The organism is Tenacibaculum sp. Mcav3-52 (assembly GCF_022347665.1).
Lineage (GTDB): Bacteria > Bacteroidota > Bacteroidia > Flavobacteriales > Flavobacteriaceae > Polaribacter > Polaribacter mesophilus.
Genome location: NZ_JAKRGE010000001.1, coordinates 824,606 through 848,097, shown reverse-complemented (window position 1 = coordinate 848,097; position 23,492 = coordinate 824,606). Strand labels below are relative to the sequence as shown.

Sequence of the window (23,492 nt, the reverse complement as noted above, 5' to 3'; positions counted from 1 at the left end):
TAGCATTTAAAAACTTACTCCTGTTGATATTGTATATAAATTATTTATTGCAGTGTTAACTAGAGCTGTTTCTGTATTAATTCCAACGAAAATATTAATTTTTTCCACTACACTATAATCTAGCTTAAGTTTTACTCCTGAATTAATATAATTAGAGTTTAGCAATTCATTATTTTGATGAAGCATGTTTGATATGGAAACTTGATTATCGTTTCTTAACAAAGATTTCCCTTTTAAAACAGCTTTATAATTAAAGTTTACTACTGCAGAAAACAATATTTTCTCATTAACACTTGTTGTATATCTAGAGACAAATCCGACATTAAGATTATCAACATACTGGTAACTTCTAATTAAAAAATAGTCTTCTTTGTATTTTTGATAGTTAATATATGGAGAGAAGTACATAAAATACTTTTCAGCGTCTTTATAGTAAAGTGTACTTAATTGATAAGTAGTGTTATTTAGTTTGTAATTTTCGTTTTGACCTATAATTTTGAGTGTTGATCCAGTTCTTGAAGAAAGAATAGACTCTAATCCTTTTTTTTCTTGAACCTGATACATTAGTTTAACCCCAAAAGTTTGCCCTTTTTTCGTAAACAATTTTACCAAAGAAGCGTTTATATCGTTACTTTTTAAGCTAGACAACTCTGTAGATACTGCTTCACTTAAAAATTTACTTATTTTCAATTGTTTTGTGTTTACATACAGCCATAAATCATTATTTTTTATTGGCTGTAACTGCATTCCTAAATTAAATCCACTACCATCATAAAAAACACTTTTATAAGTTCCTCTTACAATATCATTAAAATATCCTAAGCCATTTAAATGATAAATCTCGGGTACTGAAATTTGATTAAAAAAACGAATATCATTGGATTGTGTATATTTCTGAAAACCTGCATGAAGCCCTAAGTCAACCCCAAAAAGATCTTTAAAATATACTCCTGATTTAATTTGAAAATTTGAACTTACATCTTTTACTCTTGGATCTCTACTTCTACTAGCTAAGTTTGCTTTGTATTGTAACTGTGTTCCAAAATCTATTTTTTTAGTTGTTTTTGCATACCCTCCTAAAAAGTGATAACGCTCGTTACTTAAGCTTCCTCCTACCGAATCTGCTGTAATGTATGGATAAATCAAATCATAATCGATAGCTTCATTCCATACTTTGTTTTTTTCTTCAACATTACTATAACTGGCTTTACCCCAAACTGTTTTTGTACTATCTATCGGATAAAAAGATGAAGCGGATATTTTAAAGCCACTTTCTTTTCTTGGTTTTTGAATAGTATACATTTCATTAGCAACATTAGAGTATGTTGCTTTTAATCTTGAAAATTGTCTAGTACCAAAACCCTGCATTAATGCAGGGTTTTGAAAAATATTTTTATAAAATTGTTTTTGATTATTGTGTTGTTTTATTTTTTGTAGCAGTTTTATATTTTCTTGTGCAAAAAACTTACCACTAAAAAGCAACACAAGACAAAAAAATATTATTTTAATTTTCATTTTTTGTTATATTAAAAAACAACTTTATGTAAAAACTTATTGTACAGAAAGACTTGCTTCTGGAATAAAATCATTTGCTGAATTGTTAGTATCTTGCAATAAACGTACTCCATCTATTTCTTGTAATACTTTTCTCTTCACAGATTTTCCGTAACGTGAAGCATCTCTATCAACTTTTCCACAGTAAGTATAACCGCTATCTAATGAAGCGTCTGTTACTACCCATTCAAACTCTGACTCTACACTCATATTAACCGCATCTACAATCCATTCGTTAGGAATCTTATAATCAGATTCATTTTGCGGTATCTCATATTCACCAAAAACAAATAACCACTCATAGTTGTACTTATAATCACTTATATAATTGGTTTGATTTACGCCCTCTGGCAACCTTACTAATACGTAACTATTAAACCCTCTGTTATGAGGCACTATTCTATCGTAAAAATTGATTACATTAGTTACAGCAGGGTTATCCACATCATCTGTTCCTTCATAAAACATTTCAAAATCTGCTGAACTTAAATCGATAGATTTTGCATTATTTTCTTTATGATTAATACCTCCTAATGCTATAATTAATGATTCCCCTGGCTCGACAGCATATTCTTTACCAGACCCTGGAATCTGAATCATTGAACCGGTTGTAAAGTCAGTTTTCATAACATCTGGTGTATATTCTTGCTTATCTACAGTTAAGAATTTAGATTGCGCTAATATTAATCCGTCTGCATATAAAACTTCGTCTGTATTGTTATATATTTTAAAATATTGATCACCGTAGTATTGCTCTCCTTCTGGCGTTAACGTTCCTGTAAAGAATACTTCTTCAATAATAAAATCTTTACTAAAAGCTTTTAACGCTAATTGAATATCTTGTGCTTGTACATCACTTACAAAGTTTAACTCTGGTACAAACGCCACAACAACCCCTTCTCTTGTTTCACCATTTAAATCATATTGCACCTTACCAGAAACAGACACTTCGTAACTTCCTTGATTTAATTCTATGTTAACAAGGTTTGCTGTTACTTTTTGCTCTTGTTTTTCTTTAGTATTAAGCTCTGTAAACGATATAGTAACATCTGTATATTGTGTTATTTTTACCAAGTCCGATGGGTTTAATAAATTAAAAGTCGCATCACTTTTTCTTATTAACACCTCAGGGTCGTCACTACAAGACGTAAAAACTAGTAGTGTAATTACTGTTAAAAAATATGCTATGTTTTTCATGTAAAAGTATTTGTATAATTAAAAATTAAAATTGAGTTCCATTCCAAAATAGGGGTCGATAAAATTTCGCTGTGTTACTTGTTGGTTTGCTGTTGTATTTCTGTCATAATAGTTAAACAAATTGTTTACATACATAGAAACCACAAAATTTTTGTAAAACTTTTTTGAAATTTTAATGTGTGTATTTAAGCCCAGGGGACTCTCTCTGTATGCAACCTCTCCATCCCCTCTTACATCTAAGATTAAAGATTTTAAAACAGGGTCGTTAGCCTCTACTATGGTATACGGCACAACAGTACCATCATTTTTTACATAATGTGTAGGCACACTACTTTCAGGCAAATAAAACGACTTAGTATACCATTGTACATCCATTCTAAAAGAAGTAGTTAAACCTAAATTCTGCAAATAGGTATCTGCTGTAAAACTTGTTTGTAACGACTCTTTAAAAGAGTTGTTATTAGCCATTTTATACAAACCAATATTGGTGTAGTTTACACCTCCTATAGTTGCTGTTTCCGATTTATATCTTGGTAATGAATTAAAATATTCACTTTGTAACCAAGCACCATTAATTGTAAAGCGTGTTTTTAATGCCTCAATTCTTTTAGTAGCATATTGAAATTCTACTCCCTTTTTAAATATTGAGCTTCCATTACTTTCTTGTGATGATAACGCTAAACTATTTACTGTTTTGTAGGGTAAATTTTCTACGAGCGGCGCACTTGTTATCGTTTCATGGTTTAACCCTGATACATCATATTTTTTATAATTTACCTGATGAAAATTACTAATTGTTCTAAATCCAGAAGACATTTTTTCATCAAAATAAGTTATGTATAATGAGTGATGATCATAGTTTAACCCTAATCTTACTTCTTTTTTTACATTTAAAGCAGGCTGAATTTTGTAGTTTACTTGTGAAAACTTGTATGTCTTATAATGAACTTGTCTATACTCTTTAATATTATGATAATAGTTTAATTGCTCATAGTCTTCATACAACTCTTGCGGATATAACATATTTAGTGTTGGTAATTTATGATGTTTACCATAACCACTTGTTACCTCTATATTTAAAGCTTCGTTATTATTGAATTTTATTGCAGGAAAGGCTATCTTAAGATTAAGTCTAGGATCTAAAAACAGCTCATTATGTATAGCGTATTTTTTATTGAGCCCTAAAAACGATGTTCCTCTAACACCCGCTCTTAAAGTAAAATTTGTAGTGTTTACATCCCACTTTATTTCATCTTCTACATAAAAAGCCAATGATTGCATTGCTGGTATTTCTTTGTATGTTCTCGGTCGTGTTTTAATCGACGGAGAAGGTGGTAATTTACGATCGTATACTTGTCCTAACCCATTATTTTTGGCATATAAATAATTGACACCTAACGTAATATTGTTTTTAATTTTGTATGCTGAAAAATTTAAAATTCCAGAAAAATCTGCAAAAATATCTAAAGGCTTCCCATCAATTACTTGGTTAGACACGTAACTAGGTAAAAGATAAAAACCATAGCTCTCTCCTGCTTCTGTAGCCAATGGAAGTGCTGTTGCATCCCATAATTGAACCCATCTGGTCTGCTTTATTTTATCAAAAGACTGGTTAAAGCTTGTTTTAAAGTTTATGTTTTTTAATATACCTTCAGAAAAATCAATGTTAAACTCGTTAGACACACGAATACTATTATATGAGGATTTAAAAGACTCATATTTATCAAAAGGAACATCTGGATCCGATTTTTCACCATCTACAGTACCTGTATAATCTACATTTAAATTCCAACTAACAGGATTTCTTTTTTCAAACAACTTTTCTAACCGTAAAGATGTAGTGTATCTTTTATAATTTTCGTAGTTATCTCTAGGGTCTGCTTTTGCATCTAAATACGCTACATCAAAATTAAGCTTTAAGTTTTCTTCGTTAAAATTGTATCCTTTTCCTAAAGAATACAACTTACTAAAACCATCTGATTTTATTCTAGATTTCCAGCGTGTATATCCATTTTTACGCTTTATCTTTACTAAACCACTACTTAAATCTCCGTATTTTGCAGAAGCTACTCCTCTTACAATTTCTACCTTCTCTATCTCATCAGTAGATATTGATCGCATATCCACTCCTCTTCTTACTGTATTTCTATTATAATCTTTCGTAGATTTATTTACTGGTGCTGCCTCTACCACCTGTTGCAAGTTTGCATTAGTGTTTATTGGTACACCATCTACCAAAAAAGAAACACCTAATAAAGAAGTATCGTAATCTCTATCAGAAGAACCTACCTCTCTTAAACGTAAATGAGTAGATGCATTTAAATTACTATTAGTTATGTTTTTACCTGGAAGCAAACTAACCAAATCTGTAAAACTACTGGGCTGTAAATGACTCATCGCCTTTCTATCTACTAGAGACGAGGAGGTCATTCCTTCAGATTCTTTAGCTGTTATTACCACTTCTTGTAATAACTCTTTATTTTCTCTTAAAACTATAGTAACTATACTATCTTTTGACGCTAAAATTACTTTAGAAAAATCTAAATAAGCAATGTGATTAACCTTAATCGTATAGTTGTCTTTTTCTACATTAAAAAAAACTTCTCCTTTTTTATCAGTTACCTTTGCTTTGGAATTTATAAAAACATATGCATCTTCTATTGGGCTACCTAATGTGTTACTAACCTTAAAACCAATCTTTACTTGCGCCTTTGAAATTGCTGCCACAAACAACAACATAAAGAAACCAAACTTCATACCCCTCTTAATTTGAAATGCAAAAGTATAAATTATCTTTATTCAGTCTAAATAAAAAGTAAGTAAATTAATGTTTTATATATTCGTAGTTTTACAAACTGAATCTTCACGTTTTTTAACGTATTAAGGCTTTATAAATGCGATTATCAAATTATTTTTTATTATTCTTTGCATTGTTATTTTTGAATATTCAAGCTCAAAATGTAAAAACAGTACAACTACGACCTAAAAATAACCCAAACTTTTATGCCCCTATTGTTCGCTTGGGTGATGTTTTAAAATTATCTTTTGATGATTTAGATGCTGATAGCAAACAGTATTTATACAAAATTGAACATATGACTCATGATTGGAGACCCAGTTCAATAACAAGTAATCAATACATTCAGGGTTTTGAACAAAACGAAATCTTCAACTTTACCAATTCCTTTAATACACTCCAACCTTATACTCATTATTCTGTAGAAATCCCTAATGAGAACACAATTATCACAAAAAGTGGTAATTATTTAATTTCTGTTTTAGATGAGGATTATAAAGTTGTTTTTACAAGACGCTGTGTCTTTCACGAAGATATTACCACCGTTGGTGTTGCTGCTTTTAGAAGCAGAAATACAACAACAACCAACCAACAACAAACCGTTCAATTTTCAGTTAATCACTCAGGTTTACAAATCAATAATCCTTCTCAAGAAATTAATGTTACATTGTTTCAAAACCATAATTGGAATACAGCTATTACTAATCTTCAACCTATTTTTATAAAACCTCAACAACTTTTATATAATCACACTGTAAAAACTAATTTCTGGGGAGGGAATGAGTTTTTAAATTTTGACACTAAACTGATACGAAACTCTAGTTTAAATGTTGCTAAAGTAGAACGCAAAAACGTATACCACAGCTACCTCTACACAGACGAGCCTAGGGCTGATAAAACATATACCTACAACCCTGATATTAACGGACAGTTTGTTATAAGAACCACTGAACGTGATGTTGTTGACAACAGAGATAACACTGAGGCTGATTATTCTTTAGTTCATTTTTCTTTAGATGCTTTTGAGCCTTACGAAAACAAGGAAGTTTATGTTTATGGAGCTTTTAACAACTACGAATTGTCTGAAGAAAATAAAATGACCTATGACCCTTCTCAGAAAATTTACAAGGCAATTTTACCTATTAAACAAGGCTTCTACAACTATAGCTACGCTACTTTAAACAAGAAAAAAAACATTGACTTACACGAGGTTAACGGTTCTTTTTATCAAACTGAGAATGAATATACCGTAATTGTTTATTACAGACCTTTTGGTGAAATTTACGATAGAGTAATTGGTGTTGGTTACGGTTTTTTTAACCAAAATAGGTAAGGTATTTATGTAAACGTTGACTAAAAACTGAAAAAGAACTATCTTTATCATATGTTTCAGCAAATTACAAAAGGTATTAAGGTTTCTGTAAAAACGTCTTTTAGAGGCTCAGTTTACAGAGAGCATCGGCAATACTACGCTTTTAGTTATTATGTTTCCATAGAAAATAGTTCGAAAGAAACTGTAAAGCTATTGGAACGTTTTTGGGTTATTTTTGATGCTCTTAACAATACTGAATATGTAGAAGGTGAAGGTGTCGTTGGTGAAACTCCAATCTTAAGACCTAACGATATTTATAATTACAGATCAAATTGCTTTTTACTATCTACTACAGGTGCTATGGGCGGCAATTACAAGATGATTAACGTAGAAACTTTTGAGGAATTTCTTGTAATTATTCCTACTTTTCAATTAACCACATCTTCTATTTTAAATTAATGATTAAGAAAAATAAAGTTCCGGTTATTAAAGATGCTAACTGTTTAAATTGCGGATGTCCTTTTACTAATAACGAAAAGTTTTGTCCTGAATGCGGACAAAAGAATAGAGGTAAGAAAATTACACTAAGTGTTTTTCTTCGTGAACTTTTTGCTGGTTTTTTCTCTTTAGATACTAAGTTTTGGCGAACACTAATCCCTTTACTAATAAGCCCTGGAAAAGTTTCAAAAGACTATATAGAAGGAAAAAGAATTAAATACACAAATCCTTTTCGGTTCTATTTAGCTACATCTATTATTTTTTTCTTAATCATAAGCTTAACAGACAGTTACAAAAAGTTTGAAGAATTAAGGATTGGACGTTCATCTAATATCAAAATAAATAATGATGATTCAGAGGATATTCAAGTAGATTTGGACTCTATCCAAAGTATCGTTTTTAAACAACTTGAAGAACAAGACTCTATTAACACTAAACAAACTGAAACTGATTCTACTAAAGTTTCGTATAATATAAAACCAAAAACAGTTAAATCAAACCTTAGTAATTCTTTTGATATTATAGAGTTTATGAAATTTCAAAAGACGCATCCAAAAACCTCTATTGATGCTGCTTTGGACAGTTTACAAGTTACCAAAAATTTTAGCAATCGTTTTTGGTATTCTCGCGCTAAAGTTTTTAATTCAATTTTTTTAGATAGAGATGAAGCAAAGAAGTTTTTCCGTCAGGTACTATCATATGCTTCTATAGCACTTTTTGTTCTACTGCCTTTATTTACTTTATTTTTAAAACTTATTTATATTAGAAAAAAATATACTTACGTAGAGCATCTAGTTTTTGTATTTCATGTACAAACTGTGCTATTTCTTCTTTTTTCAATTTTTTATATTATAGACTTTTTTAAACACTCTAATAACTTTCTTTCTATTTTCTTATTACTTTTTATGGTTTACCTATACATTGCCATGAAAAGGTTTTACAATCAAGGATATTTTAAAACATTTACTAAATATATGCTTGCAAATACGATGTTTTTTATTCTAGCCATGCTTGGATCAGCCGCTATATCATTTGCTGCATTTGCCCTGTATTAATTCAAGGCTTGTAAAAAAAAGTTTTTTGAAGTGTTTTTTAACTCTACAGTCGCCTTTAACTCGTTGTTATTAGCTACTAATAACTGCATTGTTTTCACTTTACTTAAATATTTATTTTTAATAGAATAAATACCTCTATCCCTATTCTGATAATCAGCCACGTTAAATAAGAAGTAAAATTTATTCTGTTTATTAACCTCTTTAATTGGCTTATCTCCTTTTATTGACACAAACCTTAAACCTTCTTCTTCGCAAAAGCTATAGGTAGTAAAAAAAGGCATTAATGTTAGAATGTCTTCATTATCTAGTTTTTGAATTGCTCTTTTTTCTTCTAAATACCTGCACAAATCATCTCCATCAACTTCTAAAATCACTTTGGGTGTTATTATTTTTTGAATTTCCTTCTTTTCAACCTTATTAAAATCATCATCGTACTCATAAGTTACAATCGTATCTAATTTTTCTACGAAAGAACTAAGATTAAAATCTATCACTCCATCCCATTTATTAGTAACAGAATCTAATGACAATGTTGTTAGCTTTTTAAACTTTTTCTTAAAATCTACACCTAACCTACCTGTTAATACTTCGGTGTTTAATTTCCCTGACACAGTTACTATCGAACTACCCACTGAAGACGCTTTAAATGGCTTAAACAAGTTATTCTCTTCACTTAACTCTCCTTGAATCTTTAAACCACCTCCATCTGCAGAAAATTCAAAAAAGTCTCCTTGCAAAGTACTTATAACTATTGGCTGTTTACTATCCTTTATCCGCCTTAAGATTAAGTCGTTTTCAGAAAAATAGTTTTCATGACTTAGTTTAGATAATAACTGAGGGAGTATTTGTGCTCCTTTATATTTTTTTAATAGTACTTGCAAAGAATTACCTTTCACTACACAACTTATTACCCCTTTACTATAAACAGTTGTCTTATTTATATTTTTGACTGCAAATCCTTCTTCTTTTAAAGCTTCTTCAAAATTTTGTTTTACAACTATTGGGCTACTAATAAAAAAGTTTTTAAACTCTTGTTCATTAGTATAAAAAAACAAACTAGGAGGCACTTCTACCTCATCTAACCATGTTGTTTTATTTTTTGCTTTTTTGCTTGTAGATTTCTTGAAGTCTAACTGAGAAAGTGGATGTTTTAAAAAACTACTAAGTATACTATACTCTATTTCTCTAAGATTGAGGTAAACTATAGTTTCAGCTGAAGTTGGTACTTTTTTTTCATAAATTACGGTTGGATTATATCTAAAAAATCCAACCGTAACTATAATACAGCATACTGTTACAAGTATATATGCTATTCTTTTTATCATTTAGCTTATTTCGCTACTGTATTGATAAATTCTAACAATAATTTTAACGTGTTCTCTTCTGTTCCTTGTGTAGATATTTTTAATTCAGAAGAAATTGTGTTTCCTTTCATTCTAGACACTCTAAATACTCCATCATTTAAGTTATCTGTTGAAAAGCGCATTGCCTCTTTTTCCGATTTACTCATCCATTTATTAGGAATTTTATTTAAAACCGCATTTACATCTACAAAAAGCACTGTTGAGTTGTCTCTAACCAACTTACTATGTTTTTTTGTGTTAAAATTATTATTACCACTAGCAATACTTAACGCATTCGTTTTTGATGTAGTTAAGTACAATACATCATTTTTAACTACTGAATATAAATCAAATGGTATATCAGACTTTTTAGTTTTAAACTTTACTACGTTATTTTCAATCTCAACTGCTTTATGCTTTTCCCCTAATTTGAAAAACTTATTCAATAAATCTTCTTCTTCTGAACCAATCATCAACGTAAAATCAGGAATGAACTCTTCTTTTGTTTTTGTTACTTCTTTACGCTTATAATCTTTATCATATTCGTAAGTAGTGTACTCTACTTCTTGTTTAGAAAAATCGTTCAATACTAAAAGAGCATCTCCAGTAACTAATCTACCTACTGCTTTTTCATCTATAACTAAAGAAAATAAATCACCTACAAGTTCCATTTCTTCTTGAAATTTAGGTAAAATACCTCCGTACATCTTATGTAATAATTCTGGATATTCCTTTAATGTTTCTTCAGTATCTATAGAAATACTCCAAAAAGCTAATGCTTTATCATGATCAAAGCTATTAACTAAATTGCTACTCATTTTTTTATTATAAATCTTCTTAAAAGATTTCTTCATATCAGAACTAACCGACATATCTAATAAAATTCTTGCATCACTTTTATCAAAAAACAAATTAGCAGTTACTTCTTCAACTCCATAAATATTTTGATTTCCTCCTTCAGCATACATAGGATATAGATAACCTCCAAAAGACTTAAATAAGTCTGTCATTAACATTCCATAGTTACGAATCCAAAGTGTTGCCGATGCATTTTTCTTTTTACTCTTTTGAAACTTTTTATTAGTAGCAATAGACATTATAACATTCTTATTAAATAGGTCTAGCACATATTTTTTTGTCCAATCTTTACCTATTCTTTTTCTGAAGTTGTAACCAAACTCTCCTTCTTCTTTAAGCTTATCTAGACGTTCTTTATGAGTTGAGAAATATCCTCTTGACGCATCACCGTTTACCAATAAAAGGTAATCATCGTTCCATATTCTAATATCACTTCGTCCTTCAATAATATTATAACCCTCCATTCTCCTTATTTTCTTCTTATTTCGTTTACTTAACATAGACTCAAAGAGCTCTCTATCTTTCAACTCCACATAAAAGTTATGGTATGAAATACTATCTGTTTTACTAAAGAAATAATAGGCATTTGACTTAATATCTATCCCTGCATTAGCTACTGAAGAAACTTTTTTTCTCTCTTCTATATCTTTTGAGTCTTCTTTCTTTTCATCTGACTCTGACTCAACTACAGATTCTACTCTGTAAATATTATTATCTCTATTTAAATCCTTTAAAATTTCTTTTCCAATAGCATTTTTGTCAATATCTGATACTTCTATCAATTTAAATAAATTTTCTGCGTTTGCAGAAACTAACACATCTATGTTGTTAGGTATCTTAGACTCTAGTCGTTGAGCCTGTATAACTGTAAGTATATTTAAAAACAGTAGTGTAGCAATAATTTTTTTCATCCTAAATTTAATTCTCTAATTGTATTTTATTTTTGATTGTTTGTTTGTTTGCTATGATGTCTTGTGCCTGTAAATGCAACATAATAGCTTTTTTACTTTTTGATATTCTTGCTTTGTTGTTTTCTGTATATTTTATAGGTGTTTGAAACCTATACACACTGGTGTAAGTTGCAGTTTCAAATACTTTACGGTCTTGATTTTTTGTTTTTCTAAACTCTTTTCCTAGATCAAAATGATGACTGCGTGTAAATGTTTTACTTTTTTCATTAAAGGTAAAATGTTTATTCTTTTTAATAGCTTCTATATGTTTCTTTGAGCTAAAATTAGCTATTACTTCATTTAAAGCTTCTACATTATCAAAATCACACGAAACTGTAACAATAAACTCATTAAAATCTAACGTGTTTTTTACGTTATGAACTCCTTTTGTTCCTTTAATTTTAGAAACTATTTCTTGTACTTTTTTTCTTATAGTTACTTTTGAAGGTACTTTATAGCCATTAATACTGTCAAGTAGCATTATAGAAGCTAGCTTTGTTTTACTTTTACTTAAGTTAATGGTAAGTACAGCACTTCCTGAGCCATCTTTATTAAAACTCACTTCTTCAACAAACTCAAAACAGCTAGTAAATAAAAGGATAGAAATTGTAGAAAATAGCAATAATATTTTTTTATTCATAAAAACTTTTTTTGCAAAGATATTAAATCGCTTTTATTACAAACTAATGATTTCGACTCCTATTTTGTTAATATTTGAATGCAGGTCGTAGTAGCTCATGGTAAGTTGCTTTTCTTTTTTTATTACTGAAGTTACACTAACAGTTTCTACACTTTGACGCTTCATCTTTAATGACACTTCTTTATTACCTCTAGTTTCATCTTGATGAAAATTAATTATACCTGATTGATGAAACTCTTTGTTGTTGGATAACCAATCTGCAAACCACTCTTTTCTTAGCTGTTTCATTTCATCAGTATATAGTGTAGATGATGACCATATTTTAGGAGTTTTACCTAGCTCTTGAAAATGTTTTTTAACTCCATCCCAAACCAATTCATACGCTTGCAACCCATTATTCCAATCAACTAACACAATGGTAAAAGGCTCAATTCCTTCAAAGTCAAAGTGATTGATAATTTCAACAGGATCATCAACTTTTAATAACTGCTTTACAATCACTCCCCTACTCATTCGGTACGATTCTGCTCTTTGGTGTTTTGTAAACCCTCCATTTAGCAAACAAATCAATCTATTTTTTTCACTTAACCCTATCCATGTACCTCCAGCTAATTCATCTTTAGGGTATGTTAACTTCACTCCTTCTTCAACATACGTTTTTGGTGCAATCGTTTTTCGTTTCGGGTCTTCATCTCTATTTGATGTTAATATAAAATTATTATTCCCTAAAGGTAAATAAGTTACCGTACACATATTGTTTTACTTTTATATAATTCCAGCCTTATGTCCATTTAAATATTCCTAAAATAACCGTAACTTTGTCATTTAGGAAAGTCTGAGATAGACTTTTCAATAACAAAGAAAGAAATTTAATTCAACAAACAACATACAAATGGGAAAAGGATTTTTTCACGTACCAACTGCCATTAACGAACCGGTAAAAGGATATGCTCCAGGATCTTCAGAGCGCGAAGCCGTTTCAAAACAATACAAAGAATATTTTAACGGATCTGTAGATGTACCAATGTACATCGGTAACGAAGAGGTTAGAACAGGAAATACTCGTAATATGACACCTCCACACGACCACCAACATGTGGTAGGACAATATCATATTGGAGACAAAACACATGCAGAAAAAGCAATTGCTAATGCTTTAGAAGCTCGTACGGAATGGGCGCAAATGCCATGGGAACAAAGAGCTGCTATCTTTTTACGTGCTGCTGAGTTAATTGCGGGTCCTTACCGTGCAAAGATTAACGCTGCAACTATGATTGCGCAATCTAAAACTGTTCACCAAGCTGAGATTGATGCTGCTTGTGAATTAATTGACTTTTTACGTTTTAACGTAGAATATATGTCTGAAATTTACAACGAACAACCAAACTCTGACGACGGAATTTGGAACCGTGTTGAATACCGTCCGTTAGAAGGGTTTGTATATGCAATTACTCCATTTAACTTTACTGCAATTGCTGCAAACTTGCCTGCATCAGCTGCAATGATGGGGAATGTTGTAGTATGGAAACCATCTGATAGCCAAATTTTCTCTGCAAAAGTAATTGTAGATGTATTTAAAGAAGCTGGTGTACCAGACGGTGTTATCAACGTAATTTATGGTGATCCTGTTGAAATTACTGATGTAGTTTTATCTTCTCCTGATTTCGCTGGAATCCACTTTACAGGTTCTACTTATGTATTTAAGGAATTATGGAAAAAGATTGGTGAAAACATTCACACTTACAAAACATACCCAAGAATTGTAGGAGAAACTGGTGGTAAAGATTTTATCATTGCTCACCCTTCTGCAAACCCAAAACAAGTAGCTACAGGTATTTCTCGTGGTGCTTTTGAATTCCAAGGTCAAAAATGTTCTGCGGCTTCAAGAGTATACTTACCAAAATCGTTAGCTGAAGAAACCTTAAACTATGTAAAAGAAGATATCGCTTCTTTTAAAATGGGTTCTCCAGAAGATATGAGTAACTTTATTACTGCGGTAATTCACGAAGGTTCTTTTGATAAGTTAGCAAAGTATATTGACCAAGCTAAAGCTGATGCTGATGCAGAAATTATTGCTGGTGGTAACTACGATAAATCAAAAGGATATTTTATTGAGCCAACTGTTATCTTAACTACAAACCCTAAATATACGACTATGGAAACTGAGTTATTTGGTCCTGTAGTAACTATTTATGTGTATGAAGATGCAGATTGGGCTGATACGTTAAAGTTAGTTGACGGAACTTCTGAGTACGCTTTAACAGGTGCTGTATTCTCAACAGATCGTTATGCAGTTGCTGAAGCTACGAAAGCATTAGAAAACTGTGCTGGTAACTTCTATGTAAACGATAAGCCAACAGGAGCTGTTGTAGGGCAACAACCATTTGGTGGAGCAAGAGCTTCAGGAACGAACGATAAAGCAGGATCTGCTCAAAACTTATTACGTTGGGTATCTCCTCGTTTAATCAAAGAAACATTTGTTTCTCCAACTGATTATCGTTACCCTTTCTTAGGATAAAATATTCCGATTACGGAAATTTACTATAAGTTAAAAGCAACCTCAATGAGGTTGCTTTTTTATTTGTTTTCAAACAGAATTCAACTAATTTCGTTTAACACATATTAGCGTTTATAAACAATGAATTATAAAGAAATACTTGAAGCTGTATATCAAAAAATAGCTCCTATTGAAAATATAGGTGAGTTGGCTACCTATATTCCTGAATTAGCTACCATTGATACTGAAAAATTTGGCGTATATATTTCAACAGTTACTAACACCAATTTTGGTTTAGGAAACTTTCAAGAAAAATTCTCTATTCAAAGTATTGCTAAAGTATTATCACTTTGTTTGGCATATAAACATCTTGGTGAATCTATTTGGGACAGATTGGGTGTAGAACCCTCTGGTAACAGTTTTAATTCACTTGTTCAATTAGAAACGGACAATGGTATTCCTAGAAATCCGTTTATCAACGCAGGTGCTATTGTAATTGCCGATATTTTAATTAGCAGCTTAGTAAATCCGAAAGAAGATTTATTGAATTTCATTAAAAGTCTTTCTAAAAATAAAGACATTGACTACTCTGCAAAAATTGCGGCTTCAGAAAAATCGGTAGGATACAGAAATGTGGCCTTGTGTAATTTTATCAAGTCTTACGGAAACATTTATAATGATCCTGAAGTGGTGCTAGATTTTTATTTCGATTTATGTTCGCTGGAATTGACTTGCGAACAGCTTTCTGAATTGTTTTTCTTTTTAGCCAATAACGGACAAACCAGACAGGGAGAACAAATATTAACTAAAAGTCAATCCAAAAGAATCAACGCATTAATGCAAACCTGTGGTTTTTATGACGAATCTGGGGAGTTTGCTTTTAAAGTTGGATTGGCAGGTAAAAGTGGTGTTGGAGGAGGCATTATTGCCATACACCCTAATCAATATGCGATTGCAGTATGGAGCCCTAAATTGAACAAAAAAGGAAATTCCTATAGAGGCATGCGCTTTTTAGAAGAATTTACCACACTTTCTGAACAGTCTATTTTTTAGTTTTGATTTTTATCAGATTTAAACTAACTTGGTTGACGTTAAATATTAATGAACTTAAATGAGTACATATCAAGGCGCTTTAGAAGAGTACAGAAATGAAGATAATGACGGAAAATATCGTTTGATTTATACTTATTTCGGACTTGCTATTTATTTCAGTCAAGTTTTAGAAGAAACATTTTCTATAATGTTGTGGACTAATAGAATTTTCAAAGATAAAGCTAAAACCAACAAAGAAGTAAATGATATTATAGATACCATTGAAAACTCAAGAAAAACTATGGGGGTTTTCATAAATGAAGTTAAACAAACTTATACTTTAACTGAAGATATAACTAGAGACTTAAAATCAATTCTTGAGAAACGAAATTACTTAGTTCATAAATATTTTAAATTAGAGATTCAAAAGTGTTATTCTGATTTAGGAAGAAAAGAAATGCTAGAATATTTTGGAAACTTCATAGACGAAGCACAAAAAATCGATTCTGAATTAAATTTTTATTACTCAAAATACACGAAAAAAATGGGTCTAACACAAGAAAAAACAGAAGAATTAGTTAACAATATGAAAATAGAAGAGTTAAAAAGAGAAAGAGCTACAACCAACAATTTGAACGCAACTCTTTAATCTAACTAACTCAACTCAATTTTCATATTTAAGTACATCCATTTTGTTGGAACGTTTGATGATTGTCCGTTTACCAATTTATAATAATCAATCTAAGTTTAACTAATCCATTGACAAAACTTACCAAAACACACAACAGTATAAAATAAATTTTTCATTCTCTGTTTTAGCCTACCTTTGCAAAAAAATATTTGAATGCAGTTTACAGACTTACAACTCAATAAATCTATCTTAAAAGCTCTTACGGAAGAAAGGCATCACAAACCAACTTTAGTACAACAAAAAGTAATTCCGTTAGTACTCAATAAAAAAGATGTGATTGTAGCTGCACAAACAGGTACTGGTAAAACTGCTGCTTTTGCGTTACCTATCATTCATGAGCTTTCTAAGGAAGGTGATGTTGAAAAAAGAGCAAAAAAAATCAAAGCTTTAATTGTAAGTCCTACTCGAGAACTAGCTATTCAAATTGAAGAAAATTTTAAAGCATATAGTAAGTACACCAACTTAAGAAGTACTGTTATATACGGTGGTATTTCTACACAACCTCAAAAAGATGTGTTAGAAAAAGGGGTAGATATTTTAATCGCTACACCAGGTCGTTTTATCGACTTGCATAAACAAGGTAGTATTGATGTTCGCCAACTGAAAACTTTTGTTTTAGATGAAGCTGATTTAATGTTAGATATGGGCTTTATCGACGATGTAAGAAAGATTGAAGAATTATGTCCACGTAAAAAACAAACCTTACTATTTTCTGCAACAATGCCTGACAAAGTAAGTGACTTGGCTCAATCAATGTTATACAAGCCAGAGAAGATAGACATTTCACCTGCAGAAACCACTTCAACAAATATTGGTCAGTTACTATATTACACCCCTAAAAAGCATAAGGTCGATTTGTGTTTGCACTTATTACGCAATACCATAAAAGGTCGTATTATTATATTTCGTCGTACCAAATTTGGAGTTGACAAATTGGAGAAAACTCTTCAAAAAAACGGATACAAAGCTACCAGTGTACATGGTGATAAGTCACAAAACTTACGAAACCAAGCTATTGAGGATTTCAAAAACAACAAAGCCAACATTTTAATTGCTACCGATGTTGCTGCTCGTGGAATTGACGTTAGTAAAGTAGATGCGGTTATTAATGTTGACTTACCTAACATTCCTGAAACCTACGTACACCGAATTGGTAGAACTGGTAGAGCAGGTAAATCTGGAATCGCCTTTTCGCTATGTAGTGCCGATGAAACTTCGTACATTAAAGCTATTCAAAAGTTTATGGATAGAACTATAAAAATTATAGAAGACCATCCATTCCCTCTAGCTAAACCAAAGAAGAAAAAACAACCCAATACCATTAGCAAACATAAAAAAGGAAGAAAATCAGAAGCTTCTAAAAAGAAGAAAAAACGCTGGTATTAAACTTTTTATAAAAAATTTAACTTTTAAAGTTTTGTAAAAACCATTACTTAATCGTAATATTGCAATTAAATATTTAATAAATGGGATTAACTAAATCTGAAATTTTTTCTGAAGAGCAAAACCAATTGGCCTCTATTGCGAAAGTATTAGGACACCCTGCTCGTATTGCCATTTTACAACATTTATTCAAACTAAATTCTTGTGTTTGTGGTGATTTAGTAAATGAAATAGGTTTAGCGCAACCTACTATTTCGCAACATTTAAAAGAATTAAAAAAAATAGGAATTATTAAAGGAACTATTGAAGGCACAAGTGTTTGTTATTGCATAAATCCAGCTAAATGGCAAGAGACAAAAACTTTATTATCTTCTTTTTTAAATCTTGACATAAAAGACATGTCGTGCTGCTAAAAAAATTTAAACTTATTAATCGTAATATTGCAATATAAAAATATATTAAAATGAATTTATCTGAAATAAAAAAACATCTAGAAAACTTAAAAACTATTGCCTTTCAACTTCCTGATGGTAGTTTGGTCCCTAACCATTTTCATGTAACGGAAGTTGGTAGAGTTACTAAAAACTTTATCGATTGTGGTGGAGTGGTAAGAAATGAAGAAGTGGTTAACTTTCAGCTTTGGAACGCAAATGATTATGATCATCGATTACACCCTGAGAAACTAATATCTATTATAGAATTATCTGAAAAGACATTAAACATTTCACCTAACTTAGAAATTGAAGTGGAATATCAAGGAAGTACGATTGGTAAATACGGATTGGATTTTGACGGAACTAACTTCTTACTTACTACAAAACAAACAGATTGTTTGGCGAAAGATAACTGCGGAATTCCACAAGAAAAACCAAGAGTAAAACTATCTGACTTACAAAAACAAACTACTTGTGAACCTAACTCTGGATGCTGCTAATATGAAAACACAAACCTCAACACTATTTACTGAAATACAACAAATTCTTTCAAGTTTACCAACTGTTTCGGAAGAGCGAAAACAAGTTTTACAACCGCTTATAAGTTACATTCAAGAAAAACTGGATAATAAAGGACTTATAAACCTGAATTTTATTTGTACTCATAATTCAAGAAGAAGTCATTTGTCACAAGTATGGGCACAAACGATGACTTTTTATTATCAAATACCAAATGTAAACGCATATTCTGGCGGTACAGAAGCTACAGAGATGAACAAAATAGTAGTAAGCACTTTGGTTGATAACGGATTTCAAATTCAACAATTATCTGATGGAACAAATCCTATATACGCGGTAAAGTATACTAATAACACCTCTCCTATTATAGGTTTTTCTAAAAAGTATGATAATGACTTTAATCCAAGTTCAGCTTTTTGCGCTATCATGACTTGTTCACAAGCCGATGAAGGTTGTCCATTCATTGCTGGTGCTGATAAAAGAGTACCTGTTACTTATGAAGACCCTAAACTATATGATGGTACACCTTTAGAAAAAGAGAAATACTTAGAGCGTAGCCTACAAATTGCTGCTGAAATGCACTATGTTTTTTCTTCTGTAAAAGCTTAACCTTTATATTTCATAGGTAAATGCACCACTTTTTTAGTTTCGAAGAAATCTTCTTCAAAAAAGTCTGGTAAATCATAAATGGTGACTTTAGGAAAGTTCGCAAGTTCTTCCGTAAGGTCACCACCTTTTAAATATAAAATTCCGTTTTTAAGTGCATGATTTTGTTTTTTATGCACTTTATTTTTCACCCAACGGTGAAATGTTTCCATTTGCGCTACCGCTCTACTTACAATAAAATCGTACGTATCATCAACTTCTTCAACACGTCCGTGAGTCGTTTTTACATTCTGTAAACCTAAACCTTCAGCAACTTCATTTACTACTTTAATTTTCTTTCCGATAGAATCTACCAAATGAAATTGGGTTTCAGGAAATAAAATAGCTAACGGAATTCCTGGAAACCCCCCTCCTGTACCTACATCCATCACTTTGGCTCCAGCTTTAAACTCCATCACCTTTGCAATTCCTAACGAATGTAATACGTGACGTAAATACAACTCATCAATATCTTTACGAGAAACTACATTAATTTTTAAGTTCCAGTCTTCATACAATTCTTGCAACTTAGAAAATTGCTCTAATTGTGTTTCCGATAAATTGTCAAAGTATTTTTTTACAAGTTTCAAACCAATGTGTATTTAAATTAAGCACTTACTTTTTTTAGGTAACCTATTAGGACATATTAATCAGTACAAAATACTACCTACTATAAAATTTCTTCTCTTTGGGTATTACAACAGACTCTGTCTATTCAATAATTCCTCTATAGGAGGATTCCATGAAGTGATTTTTTCCGTTGCAAAAATAAAAAACTAATTGGTATTGTTAATTTTTCTGCAAAAGATATTAATCTAGTTAAAAAGTTAAGCTTTAGCAATAACCGTGAACCAAAAACGTTTATTTTTGCGGTACAAACAAACAATAAATGAAGACAGTAAACTTCTCAAGAATAGACAAAGCCAAGTTTTTTAGAACTCTGAATAAAAGAGTTAACACTTACTTTAAAGAAAACAACATTAAGCGTACAGGTAACTGGAAACTATATTCAAAAGCTATCATTATGTTAGCTACTTTTATCGTTCCATTCATATTAATTTTAACTGTTGATATGTCGCAATGGATAAAATTAGCTCTTGCTATTGTAATGGGCGTTGGAATGGCTGGGGTAGGAATGAATGTGATGCACGATGCCAATCACGAATCTTTTTCTAGTAAAAAATGGGTAAATAAGCTTTTTGGAAGCAGTATTTATATTTTAGCAGGTAACGTGTATAACTGGAAAGTACAACACAATGTATTACACCATACTTATACTAACATTCAAGATCATGATGAAGATATGGATGCTGGTAGAATTATCCGTTTTTCAAAACACACACAATGGTTATGGATTCATAAATTCCAAAAATATTATTCAATCTTTTTATACGGATTGTTAACGATTAACTGGGCAATTACTACTGATTTTAAACAAATGCACAGTTACTTAAAGCGAAAGTTATCGTATGGAGAATTTCCAAATCCAGCTAAGGAATGGACCAAACTAGTAGTTTCTAAAGTTATTTATTATTCACTTTGGATTGTATTACCAATTGCAGTAATGAATGTTGCTTGGTGGAAAGTATTAATCGGATTTTTTGTAATGCACTACACTGCAGGAATCATTTTAAGTGTGGTTTTCCAATTAGCACACATTGTTCCTAAAACAGAAACTCCTTTACCAGATGAAGATGGTAATATGAAAAACACTTGGGCTATTCACCAATTATATACTACAGCAAATTTTGCTCCTAAAAATTGGTTTATTAACTTTTATACAGGTGGATTAAATCATCAAGTAGAGCATCACATTTTCCCAAATATTTCTCATATTCACTATAATAAGTTAGCTCAAATTGTAAAAGAAACTGCTAAGGAATTTAACCTTCCTTATAATGAGTATAAAACTACACGTAAAGCAGTTATAGAGCATTTTAGACACTTAGCTGAATTAGGAAAAAAACCGCAATTAGCATAAATCAACATACAACATAACAACACAATGTCAAACGCATTATCAAACAGAATTCAAAGTTTACCAGTATCGCAAACTTTAGCAATGGCTGCTAAAGCGAGAGAATTAAAAGCTGAAGGTAAAGACATCATTAGTTTAAGTTTAGGAGAACCAGATTTTAACACTCCTGATTTTATTAAAGATGCTGCAATTGAAGCTATTAATCAAGACTACAACTCATACACTCCAGTTGACGGATATGTAGAGTTAAAAGAAGCTATTTGCAAGAAGTTTAAACGTGATAATAACTTAACTTATGCTCCAAACCAAGTAGTTGTTTCTACAGGAGCAAAACAATCTATTGCCAACGTAGCTCAGGTATTGTTAAACCCTGGTGATGAAGTATTATTACCAGCTCCATATTGGGTAAGTTATTCTGCAATTGCAACTTTGTGTGAGGCTAAGTTTACCGAAATTCCTTCTTCTATTGAAAACGATTTCAAAATCACTCCAGAACAATTAGAAGCCGCTATTTCACCAAAAACAAAAATGATTTTCTTTAACTCGCCAAACAACCCAAGTGGAACAATTTATAGCGAGGAAGAATACAGAGCATTGGCTAAAGTATTAGAAAAGCATCCGGATATTTATATTTTATCTGACGAAATATATGAGCACATTAACTACGGAACAAAACCTTTTAGTTTTGCTGCTATTGAAAGTATGTACGATCGTACCATTACCGTGAACGGTTTAGCGAAAGCTTTTGCAATGACAGGATGGAGAATTGGTTACATTGGTGCTCCTGAGTGGATTGCTAAGGCTTGTACTAAAATGCAAGGTCAAATTACTTCAGGAACCAACTGTATCGCTCAACGTGCTGCAATTACAGCTGTAAAAGCATCGCCAGAAAAAGTACAGTACATGGTAGATGAGTTTAAAAATCGTAGAGATTTAGTGTTACAGTTATTAGGAGAAATTGATGGATTTAAATTAAACGTACCTGAAGGTGCTTTTTACGTATTTCCAGACATTTCTTATTTCTTCGGAAAAACTATCCAAGGAAAAGAAATTAAAAATGCAAATGATTTTTCTATGCTATTATTAGAAAAAGCAAATGTAGCTACTGTAACTGGTGAAGCTTTTGGTGCACCAAACTGTGTTCGTTTATCATATGCTGCTTCTGAATTACAATTACGTGAAGCAATTAAAAGAATAAAAGAAGTTTTAAGCTAATTAATTTAAACAATTAAACATAAAAAAATCCGTAAGATGTTTCTTACGGATTTTTTTATGTTATTTTTTAATTAGATTCTTCGTTTTTATTTTTTTTAAAGAAAGTAAAAATATATAAAACAATAATTGACAAAGGCAAAAATGTTGTTTTTAATCTCTGATAAGTAAAAAACTCATCATACTGCTTATTATAGATAAGGGAAGAAAGCTCCCACACATAAATAAGCAAACCAAATATTACCCAAACTAAAACAAAATAGTTAAAAAACAATTTATTTCTTTTCATAGCTATCACAGTATTTTATTATAAAAATATTCAAAATATCTTTATAGTTTTCATTCTAGTATTGAATCTATTTACATTATAAAAATTTATACATAGAGCCACAATATTAGAAAGGAACTTTTAATTTCCTTACTTTTTTCTTTTTAAGCTTCTTTAAATACAATGCCTTCTTGTTATAATCAATAAAGGCTTTTCCTTCCTCTAAAATATCTGCCCCTATAATTCCGTCTACCTCATCAGCATCGTGTTGTTTTAAAGCTGTATTTACATGTGTTAAGTCAAACAATACTAAATCACACTCATTCGCTTTCCACTTTCCTATTTTAAGAGAATTATTTCCTGACTTATGTGTTTCCATATCCGTCGCTCCTGCTCCTGCAGCTTTTACTTCACTTTCTTCAGAAATAAGCTTGAAACGCTCTATTAAATCTAATCCAACACACGAATTAGAAGCGCCTGTATCTAAAATAAACCTTCCTTTAACACCATTTATCTCCGCATCTAACTCTAAATGATTTGTAATCATTTTTTTGAGTTTTATTTTAATGTATTTCTTTTTTCGTAATACTTTTTTCAAACTTGCCATTTCTTGTACTTTTGTCTCGTAA

Annotated in this window: 21 protein-coding genes; 12 read left to right on the top strand and 9 right to left on the bottom strand. The window is 31.0% G+C overall.

Annotated elements, in window-relative coordinates:
• Positions 1 to 6 precede the first annotated feature (6 nt).
• The 3 genes from MHM83_RS03985 to MHM83_RS03975 are packed head-to-tail and all read right to left on the bottom strand — an operon-like array spanning position 7 to position 5,508.
• Positions 7 to 1,515 carry a DUF6850 family outer membrane beta-barrel protein gene (locus MHM83_RS03985; protein WP_239178477.1) on the bottom strand — a complete coding sequence of 503 codons (1,509 nt, stop codon included), beginning with the start codon at positions 1,513 to 1,515 and terminating at the stop codon, positions 7 to 9.
• A gap of 36 nt (positions 1,516 to 1,551) precedes the next feature.
• Positions 1,552 to 2,751 carry a DUF4876 domain-containing protein gene (locus tag MHM83_RS03980; protein ID WP_239178475.1) on the bottom strand — a complete coding sequence of 400 codons (1,200 nt, stop codon included), beginning with the start codon at positions 2,749 to 2,751 and terminating at the stop codon, positions 1,552 to 1,554.
• An 18-nt stretch (positions 2,752 to 2,769) separates the two neighbouring features.
• Positions 2,770 to 5,508, bottom strand: a complete 2,739-nt coding sequence (locus MHM83_RS03975; protein ID WP_239178473.1) for a TonB-dependent receptor plug domain-containing protein — start codon at positions 5,506 to 5,508, stop codon at positions 2,770 to 2,772.
• Positions 5,509 to 5,645: 137 nt separating this feature from the next.
• Here MHM83_RS03975 and MHM83_RS03970 point away from each other — a divergent pair, with 137 nt between their 5' ends.
• From MHM83_RS03970 to MHM83_RS03960, 3 genes are read left to right on the top strand one after another with little or no spacing between them, the layout of a single operon-like run.
• The gene (locus MHM83_RS03970; RefSeq protein WP_239178471.1) at positions 5,646 to 6,881 is read left to right on the top strand and encodes a DUF5103 domain-containing protein; all 1,236 of its coding nucleotides are present in this window, start codon (positions 5,646 to 5,648) and stop codon (positions 6,879 to 6,881) included.
• A 51-nt stretch (positions 6,882 to 6,932) separates the two neighbouring features.
• Positions 6,933 to 7,319: a Co2+/Mg2+ efflux protein ApaG gene (gene apaG, locus MHM83_RS03965; protein ID WP_047788321.1), complete on the top strand. Its 387-nt coding sequence runs from the start codon at positions 6,933 to 6,935 to the stop codon at positions 7,317 to 7,319.
• Positions 7,319 to 8,413: a DUF3667 domain-containing protein gene (locus MHM83_RS03960; protein WP_047788320.1), complete on the top strand. Its 1,095-nt coding sequence runs from the start codon at positions 7,319 to 7,321 to the stop codon at positions 8,411 to 8,413. Before apaG ends, MHM83_RS03960 begins: the two co-directional genes overlap by 1 nt.
• On the opposite strand, the gene MHM83_RS03955 is transcribed toward MHM83_RS03960, so the two are convergent.
• The 4 genes from MHM83_RS03955 to MHM83_RS03940 are packed head-to-tail and all read right to left on the bottom strand — an operon-like array spanning position 8,410 to position 12,957.
• Complete coding sequence (locus MHM83_RS03955) at positions 8,410 to 9,738, bottom strand: hypothetical protein (protein WP_239178469.1); 1,329 nt, start codon at positions 9,736 to 9,738, stop codon at positions 8,410 to 8,412. The two genes, MHM83_RS03960 and MHM83_RS03955, sit on opposite strands and share 4 nt — an antisense overlap.
• Positions 9,739 to 9,743: 5 nt before the next feature.
• The gene (locus MHM83_RS03950; protein ID WP_239178467.1) at positions 9,744 to 11,525 is read right to left on the bottom strand and encodes a hypothetical protein; all 1,782 of its coding nucleotides are present in this window, start codon (positions 11,523 to 11,525) and stop codon (positions 9,744 to 9,746) included.
• Between the two features lie 7 nt (positions 11,526 to 11,532).
• On the bottom strand, positions 11,533 to 12,204 hold the full coding sequence (locus MHM83_RS03945; RefSeq protein ID WP_239178465.1) for a hypothetical protein: 672 nt from the start codon (positions 12,202 to 12,204) through the stop codon (positions 11,533 to 11,535).
• A 36-nt stretch (positions 12,205 to 12,240) separates the two neighbouring features.
• Positions 12,241 to 12,957 (bottom strand): NRDE family protein, encoded by a 717-nt coding sequence (locus MHM83_RS03940; RefSeq protein ID WP_047788316.1) that lies wholly within the window; start codon positions 12,955 to 12,957, stop codon positions 12,241 to 12,243.
• A gap of 139 nt (positions 12,958 to 13,096) precedes the next feature.
• Here MHM83_RS03940 and pruA point away from each other — a divergent pair, with 139 nt between their 5' ends.
• The 7 genes from pruA (at position 13,097) to MHM83_RS03905 (ending at position 19,369) form a co-directional block, all read left to right on the top strand.
• The gene (gene pruA / locus MHM83_RS03935) at positions 13,097 to 14,722 is read left to right on the top strand and encodes an L-glutamate gamma-semialdehyde dehydrogenase (protein WP_159509044.1); all 1,626 of its coding nucleotides are present in this window, start codon (positions 13,097 to 13,099) and stop codon (positions 14,720 to 14,722) included.
• 120 nt (positions 14,723 to 14,842) lie between these two features.
• Positions 14,843 to 15,754 (top strand): glutaminase, encoded by a 912-nt coding sequence (locus MHM83_RS03930; protein WP_167712478.1) that lies wholly within the window; start codon positions 14,843 to 14,845, stop codon positions 15,752 to 15,754.
• Positions 15,755 to 15,812: 58 nt separating this feature from the next.
• Entirely contained in the window at positions 15,813 to 16,382 is a 570-nt protein-coding gene (locus MHM83_RS03925; protein ID WP_239178463.1) for a hypothetical protein, read from the top strand.
• 195 nt (positions 16,383 to 16,577) lie between these two features.
• Positions 16,578 to 17,810: a DEAD/DEAH box helicase gene (locus MHM83_RS03920; protein ID WP_239178461.1), complete on the top strand. Its 1,233-nt coding sequence runs from the start codon at positions 16,578 to 16,580 to the stop codon at positions 17,808 to 17,810.
• 80 nt (positions 17,811 to 17,890) lie between these two features.
• Positions 17,891 to 18,220, top strand: a complete 330-nt coding sequence (locus tag MHM83_RS03915) for an ArsR/SmtB family transcription factor (RefSeq protein WP_047788311.1) — start codon at positions 17,891 to 17,893, stop codon at positions 18,218 to 18,220.
• A 50-nt stretch (positions 18,221 to 18,270) separates the two neighbouring features.
• Positions 18,271 to 18,741: a DUF6428 family protein gene (locus MHM83_RS03910; protein WP_047788310.1), complete on the top strand. Its 471-nt coding sequence runs from the start codon at positions 18,271 to 18,273 to the stop codon at positions 18,739 to 18,741.
• A 1-nt stretch (position 18,742) separates the two neighbouring features.
• Positions 18,743 to 19,369 carry a protein-tyrosine-phosphatase gene (locus tag MHM83_RS03905; protein WP_255724790.1) on the top strand — a complete coding sequence of 209 codons (627 nt, stop codon included), beginning with the start codon at positions 18,743 to 18,745 and terminating at the stop codon, positions 19,367 to 19,369.
• On the opposite strand, the gene rsmG is transcribed toward MHM83_RS03905, so the two are convergent.
• A complete protein-coding gene (rsmG, locus tag MHM83_RS03900; RefSeq protein WP_239178458.1) occupies positions 19,366 to 19,995 on the bottom strand; it encodes a 16S rRNA (guanine(527)-N(7))-methyltransferase RsmG in 630 nt (209 codons plus the stop codon). The genes MHM83_RS03905 and rsmG overlap by 4 nt on opposite strands.
• 299 nt (positions 19,996 to 20,294) lie before the next feature.
• Here rsmG and MHM83_RS03895 point away from each other — a divergent pair, with 299 nt between their 5' ends.
• Together MHM83_RS03895 and MHM83_RS03890 are read left to right on the top strand one after the other, a co-directional pair.
• Entirely contained in the window at positions 20,295 to 21,386 is a 1,092-nt protein-coding gene (locus MHM83_RS03895) for a fatty acid desaturase family protein (RefSeq protein ID WP_047788307.1), read from the top strand.
• Between the two features lie 24 nt (positions 21,387 to 21,410).
• The gene (locus MHM83_RS03890; RefSeq protein ID WP_239178457.1) at positions 21,411 to 22,598 is read left to right on the top strand and encodes a pyridoxal phosphate-dependent aminotransferase; all 1,188 of its coding nucleotides are present in this window, start codon (positions 21,411 to 21,413) and stop codon (positions 22,596 to 22,598) included.
• A 392-nt stretch (positions 22,599 to 22,990) separates the two neighbouring features.
• On the opposite strand, the gene MHM83_RS03885 is transcribed toward MHM83_RS03890, so the two are convergent.
• Positions 22,991 to 23,470, bottom strand: coding sequence for a retropepsin-like aspartic protease (locus MHM83_RS03885; protein WP_073182508.1), 480 nt, complete (start codon positions 23,468 to 23,470; stop codon positions 22,991 to 22,993).
• Between the last annotated feature and the right edge of the window lie 22 nt (positions 23,471 to 23,492).